This window comes from Halomonas sp. 3F2F (genome assembly GCF_014897805.1).
GTDB lineage: Bacteria > Pseudomonadota > Gammaproteobacteria > Pseudomonadales > Halomonadaceae > Vreelandella.
In genome coordinates, this window is the sequence record NZ_JABUZE010000081.1 from 1 (window position 1) to 6,435 (window position 6,435).

Annotated in this window: 4 protein-coding genes and 1 pseudogene; 1 reads left to right on the top strand and 4 read right to left on the bottom strand. The window is 50.3% G+C overall.

All coding sequences use genetic code 11. The features are described from left to right. Positions 1–42: 42 nt before the first annotated feature. A pseudogene (locus INT21_RS10000) lies at positions 43–915 on the bottom strand (DNA-directed RNA polymerase subunit beta'); the annotation flags it as partial. Positions 916–1,738: 823 nt separating this feature from the next. On the opposite strand from INT21_RS10000, the gene INT21_RS10005 reads away from it, so the two are divergent. Beyond that, entirely contained in the window at positions 1,739–2,359 is a 621-nt protein-coding gene (locus tag INT21_RS10005; RefSeq protein ID WP_101146478.1) for a tyrosine-type recombinase/integrase, read from the top strand. 169 nt (positions 2,360–2,528) lie between these two features. Here INT21_RS10005 and INT21_RS10010 read toward each other — a convergent pair whose 3' ends face one another. The 3 genes from INT21_RS10010 to INT21_RS10020 form a co-directional block, all read right to left on the bottom strand. Continuing rightward, positions 2,529–2,723, bottom strand: coding sequence for a hypothetical protein (locus INT21_RS10010; protein ID WP_193085129.1), 195 nt, complete (start codon positions 2,721–2,723; stop codon positions 2,529–2,531). 78 nt (positions 2,724–2,801) lie between these two features. Further along, complete coding sequence (locus tag INT21_RS10015; protein WP_193085130.1) at positions 2,802–3,152, bottom strand: hypothetical protein; 351 nt, start codon at positions 3,150–3,152, stop codon at positions 2,802–2,804. Positions 3,153–3,188: 36 nt separating this feature from the next. Next, positions 3,189–6,335, bottom strand: coding sequence for a DEAD/DEAH box helicase (locus tag INT21_RS10020; RefSeq protein ID WP_193085131.1), 3,147 nt, complete (start codon positions 6,333–6,335; stop codon positions 3,189–3,191). Positions 6,336–6,435: the final 100 nt, after the last annotated feature.

The following is a 6,435-nucleotide window of genomic DNA, read 5'->3' on the forward strand; positions in this document are numbered from 1 at the left end:
CTCAATACGGTTAGGGCAAGTGGGTCGGTTTAATGGCGCTTACATTATATCTGGCGCATTTAATTCAAGCAGTCTTTTGAGACGGTTGTTACAATTCACCACATGGTGGTAAAGCTCGTTAAGATCGGAGGTCGCGAAGCGGCCGCCATCCAGCGGTACCAGCGGACGCAGGTCCGGAGGCAGCACGGGCAGCACTTCCATCACCATCCACGCCGGCGCATTGCCAGAGTGGTAGAAGGCTTCCAGCAGCTTCAAGCGCTTGGAGAGCTTCTTGATCTTAATTTCAGAGTTAGTCTGCGGAATCTCTTCGCGCAGGAGATCAATCTCTTCTTCCAGATCGATATCTTTCAGCAGTTCCTGAACCGCTTCGGCACCCATACGGGCGTCGAAGTCGTCACCGAACTCTTCCAGCGCTTCGAAATACTGCTCATCGTTGAGCAGCTGACCACGTTCAAGCCCTGTATTTCCAGGATTAACGACAACGAAACTTTCAAAATACAATACACGTTCGATATCACGCAGGGTCATATCGAGGAACATACCGATACGCGACGGCAGTGATTTCAAAAACCAGATGTGTGCGACCGGCGAGGCCAGCTCGATGTGGCCCATGCGCTCGCGGCGCACGGCGGCCTTGGTCACTTCAACGCCACACTTTTCGCAGATAATACCGCGGTGTTTCATGCGCTTATATTTGCCGCACAAACACTCGTAGTCTTTCACCGGGCCGAAAATCTTGGCGCAGAACAGACCATCCCGCTCCGGCTTGAAGGTACGGTAGTTGATGGTCTCAGGCTTTTTCACCTCGCCGAAGGACCAAGAGCGAATCATGTCCGGCGACGCCAGAGCAATCTTGATCGCGTCAAACTCTTCGTACTGAGACTGCGATTTAAGGACTTTCACCAGATCTTTCATGGAAGCCGGACTAGCTGACGCAGTCGGCCTGATTGGCATGCCTGGCTCGGCTGTAGCGGTCGGCTTGGCTGGCTCAGCTGATGCAGCGGGCTTAGCTGATGCGGCTGGCTCGGTTGAGACGGTTGGCTCGGCCAACTTGGCTGGTGCGGCCGGCTCGGCTGGCTCTACTGGCTTGATTGGGCCAGCTGGCTCAGCCAACTTAGCTGGTGCGGCCGATTCGGGTGGCTCGGCCAGATTCAGTGCTTGCTCAGATTCATTTTGCGACGTCTGGCAAGCATCTCCTCCAGACTCATGGTTAGCTTTTCCGTCTCTTTGGAAATCTTTTTTTTCTCGTGGAAAAATAGTACTCCAGAAAAAAAAGAGAAGAGCAAAAACCAAGGACCAGCCCACAATTAAAAAAATAGCTAAAAAATCCATACCCAAACCTCTTTCCTAGCTGTGAAGCGCCCATTTTTTTGCCGCAGGGTCTTCACTAAGGCTAAGCTCTAGTATCTTCTCGATTATATCTACGCACACGGCAATCCATGTTGCGATCATGGATACTCGATATGCCCCTGTTCGGTATGCAGCAATGGGGTCGTTTAGATAATTTTTCGCGTGGACGTTACAAACATTTTGAATCAGTTCGTCCAAGTTGCTTAGATGTAATCTCAAGAATAATCCTCTCGAACACGGGTGCCACCGAGGACATCCCGGCTGAATCAACATGCCTCTTCTGCCGGTACGTCCGCTCAGGGTCGAGCCCTGACCATGAATTAACCTTAGCACATGACGAGCGTGAATTGAGCCATTCTTTGACCTCCACCTGATGGAGGATCATGCTATGAACTTTCCGACTGAAATCTCATTTACACCTTGGAATAAAGGCAAGTTGGTTGGGCAGAAGGCGCCTCTGCGCCTTCGAGATATCTGGGCCATACGTGTGCGCCTACAGCTTGCCAAAAAGACGAGAGACCTTGCCCTCTTCAATTTAGCCATTGATAGCAAGTTACGTGGCTGCGACCTTGTCAATTTACGAGTTCGGGATATAGCCCATGGTACGTGCATATCACCACGTGCCATCGTAATGCAGCAAAAAACGCATCGACCTGTCCAGTTCGAAATAACCGAGCAAACCCGTAACGCTATTGAGGACTGGATACAGCTGGCTCAACTCAGAAGCGAAGATTTCTTATTTCCCAGCCGAATCAATAGCGCAAAGCATCTCTCCACGCGCCAATATGCCCGTATCGTGAAAGCCTGGGTCACCGAAATAGGTTTAGATGCTTCAATGTATGGCACGCACACGATGCGTCGTACAAAAGCTTCGCTGATATACCGTCGCACGAAAAACCTTAGGGCAGTGCAACTGCTCCTGGGTCACACAAAGCTGGAAAGCACCGTCAGGTATCTAGGAATAGAGGTAGATGATGCGTTGGAAATGGCAGAACAGACAGAGGTTTGATAAGGATAAACGACGGCCTATTTCAGGTCGTCGTTGCCCGGCCAGGAGCGGTCTTTGAGGTAGTGCTGATATAACGCTTTTGTTCAGCGGCGACCTTTTTTGCAGCGAAGCGGAGAAAAGGGCCGTCCGGTGGAGGGCCGTCAGGCCCGGAACGAACTGGAACTATTTTTTAGAGCTTGCTTCGTCGGTAAAACTCTTTAATTTCATTCAACTTTTCAAGCTCTGATGACGATAAGGAATCTTCGTCAATCAATTTTAAAAGCCGTTCCAGATCCGGCAGGGCATCATAGCTATGGCTCCCCAGTTGATCCTTAACTTCCACACTAAATCGCTCTCTTCCACTGCGCTCAACAGAACTAACCAAGTCCGACACCTTGCCCCAAGCGTGGATATTGAGATATTGAGCCTTCGCTATCTCAAGATCCTGATCAGAGATACCAATTTAGTCTTGTAGAGAAACCAACTTATCAAACAGGGCATCGTGATTGTTTGTCTTTCCACCGCCACCCCATCGTCCTTCTTTAGCTAGAAGATCAATCGTAGTGATAAGTAACGGAGCGGCCACTGACTTTAAGTTTTCAATAGTGGCGTTTGCTTCAGTAACTGCCTGCTTGAGCTTTGCTTCAAAACCGGCACCTTTGAACTCTGCAAACTGATCTAAATTGGCGAATGCCAGAAAAACACAGCTTCCAGAGACAGCAATCCCCATTTCGACGCTCATCCCTTTGAGGCCAAAGACGAAAATTGAGGCTATTAAAAGAGCTAACCCCAGGAAATTTTTGAAAGTATCCAAATCCTACTCCTGTAGGAAATTGAAGCTGTAACGCTTTTAGCCCATGATCTCATTCATCCGTTCCTGGAAGTAGCTTGGGAATTTCTCCATCACCGCCTTGGCTCCGTCCCGATCTTTTTTCAGTGCCTTCACGAGATTCTTCTTCTGGGTCGCATCCAGGCTCAAGGATGTGGAGAGATCCTGAGCGATGACGCGGTCCGAAAAACCAAGCTCGTAAAGGGCAATGGTGGTATCGGTCGGCAGACCATATTTTAAGCGCTTTTGAAAAAGCTGCAGGCGATTGGTCAGGTCTCCAGTGCCATCTTGGTCGAGGGTTTCGATGAACTCACACACAGCGCCTACAACGAGCGCTCCGTCATAAGCAAGCGCCCCTTCGCAGACATCGACGACATGATCGATTTTGAACTCCCTCCGGCGGGTGCCCCATATCATCTTGGCTTTCCGCTTACGGATGATTTTCAGGAGATCGCTGAAGGACTTTCCACTGATCCATCCATGCGCGATTTCATTTAGCACCTCCGGCTTATCGAACTTGGTGAATACGCCGCTGTTGATATGCCGGGTAAGCAATGGCCAGATTAGATCGAGCGCGTCTGTTTCATCAACAATCGAAAGCAGACTGTTGGCGTTGTTATGGACCCATCCCTCAATGGCTTGGGCATCTTGAATACCGTAAAGCGTCCGGCCATAGATTTTACGGCGAGCCGGGTCAGTGATATTTGCAGAGATGTTTCCTGCAAGAAGATGAAACAACTCGCGGATATGCTTCTTTTTTTGATCATCAGCCAGAAAGAAAGCCAGCGTTCCTTCGGCCAGGCGGGTCACATCCGCTTCCGAAAGACCATCTTCAGATTCACCCCAATGAGATAGCAGGAAGCTCTCGACGGCACAGATGAGGCTGACTCTCCAGGCGACTTGCCGCTCGACACCATCTCTTGAGAAATTTTTGTCTCCATGTTGTTCAGCTATCCCGGCAGACAGTTCGGCGACTTCATCAGGATCGTTGATATAGGCCTTGGCAAAATCCAGAGCCTCCATTGTGATGGTGTATTTCTCGTCATTGCTTTTGATAGGGTCGAAGATGGATAGGAGATTGCTTACACATGGCTCGGAATTGCTAGGTTCTAATAGTTCTTTAACCTGATTCCATCGCCACTTTTCATCACGGGATTTCTTTTTGTCGAATACCACAGGATCTGCAAATAATACACTGCCTTCGGTATGCATCCCCGCACGACCAGCGCGTCCCATAAGGTTGTGGAAATCACGAACTTTAATTCGTTCTAGTCCTTGGTAAACACTGGTTACTATAAGATACCTGATAGGAAGATTGACCCCTTGTGCCAGGGTTGACGTGCATATGACAAATCGAATGCTCTCAAAGCGCATCGCGTGTTCAACTGCCAGTCGTATTCCATGAGGCGTATTTCCATGATGGGAGAAAATGCCTATCCGAGCACTAATTGCAGATGGACTGTCTGATCCAAGATTCGTGTTGATAAGGTAAATCAGTCTTGAAGTTTCGTCCTGGTCAGAAAAGTCCGAAGGAGCAGCCAGAGGCAGCTTTCTCGAGAAGCGTTCTGCAGCCAGTTCACAAAGACCAGATGCAGTGTCCTTTCTTCCACAAAAGATTGCTACCGCTCCTTTTGAAACAAGTTTCAGTCCAAGAAATATTGCTATTTCTTTCCCCTCCGTAGGATTGGGGAAATATTTTGGTTTGGTTAGTGACTCGCCTTTTTTCCTTTCGAGCTTAATCTTATCAATGACTTGTGGCACAAAATATTCGAGATCTTCAGGACTTTCAGGATTCACATATTTCATCCATCCGGTTCTAATTGCGGCCCCCTTCAGGTCAATGAAGCTGGCAAACGCAACGCTGCGATGTGTTGGCAGTAAATTTTGCCCATCAACAGTTTTGGGGTCCCCGTTCAGCCATTCTCCAACAGCCTCAGCGTTGCTGATGACCGCAGAGATCAGCACCTTCTGGGTACCTTCAGGAATCATGGAACGCAGCGACGTCAAGAGCAGCTCGTATGTGATGCCTCGTGTGCCGCTGTCGAACTGATGGCCTTCATCAAAAACCAGCAGGCCAACGTGGGCAGCCAGTTCCGGAGAATGCCGAAGGACGTAGAGCAGCTTCTCGGGGGTTACAACCAGGATCTGCTGGTGCCCCAGAAGTTCGGCAATCTCGAAGTCGGTCTGTAGGGCATCGGATAATTCATCCACCTTGGTGGTTTCGTTGTAGAACGCCTCGACGAGTCCGTTCTTGATCTCATGGCAAAGCGCCCGGAACGGGGCGATGATGATGGCCAGTGAAACGCGCTCAGCCAGGAACGCGCTTCGAAGGATCAGCTCCGTTGCCTTCGTTTTGCCAGCGCTGGTGGGCATTTGAACGATAGCAGACTCGCCTTTGAGAACATCCGCCTGACCCAAAAGGTGTTGTGCAGGCCAGAGCTCCTTGATGAACGAATCCTTTTGCAGCGCATGGAGCCATTTGTCGCGGGGTAACCCGGAATATAATGGCAAAGCCTTCCAGGCGGAATTCTCCAGCTTTTTCCTCAGAACGGCCGCGATAACATCACCAAACAGAAGCTGCCTGGGCGTGCCGAATTCGTAGACGGCGTCCCGCAGCTTCGTGGCCAAATCGATGAGTTTTTCTTCGCCGTTCCCGTCCTCGAAAAACTGGAGAATCCACTTTGAAATCCCGTCGATGAATGCGCCGAACGGCGCCTCAGATCCACCAAAATAGGTTTCCAGATCGGCCTGCAGCAACCAGAGCAACAGGTCTTCCAAACCATCGCCATCCAAATCCGGGCAGTCGCCATCGATACGCTTCGCCAATACCGACGAGCTTCCGGGAAGATCGCACAGGTAATAGGAGGCGGAGCCCAGAAGCACGAGGTATGGATCAAGTGTCTCGTTCAGCTTTGACTGGAGATAGGAGTCGAAAAAGCGGGCGGAAAACAGCAGATTGGTTCTCAGCTCCAAGAGGGAATCGGGGTCTGGCTCTTTCCGGTTGATAGTAGCGGCAAGGTCGCCCAGCAAACCAATCGAGATAGTGAAGAGCTTGGCCGGATCTTGAGTGATCTTGATGTGATGCTCTTCAGGAACACTGTACTCGAGCATTTTGGCCTTTGACCGTGTGACGCCCAGTAGGAGCTGGGATTTCTGTTCAGGCCTCATCCGCAGCCCTCCTGTAGAGCTCGTGGACGAGTGCCATCATCTGATCCCCTTTGATGACCACTAGCCCGGATTTCTCACAGGGTATAAAAGAAAGCGGCTG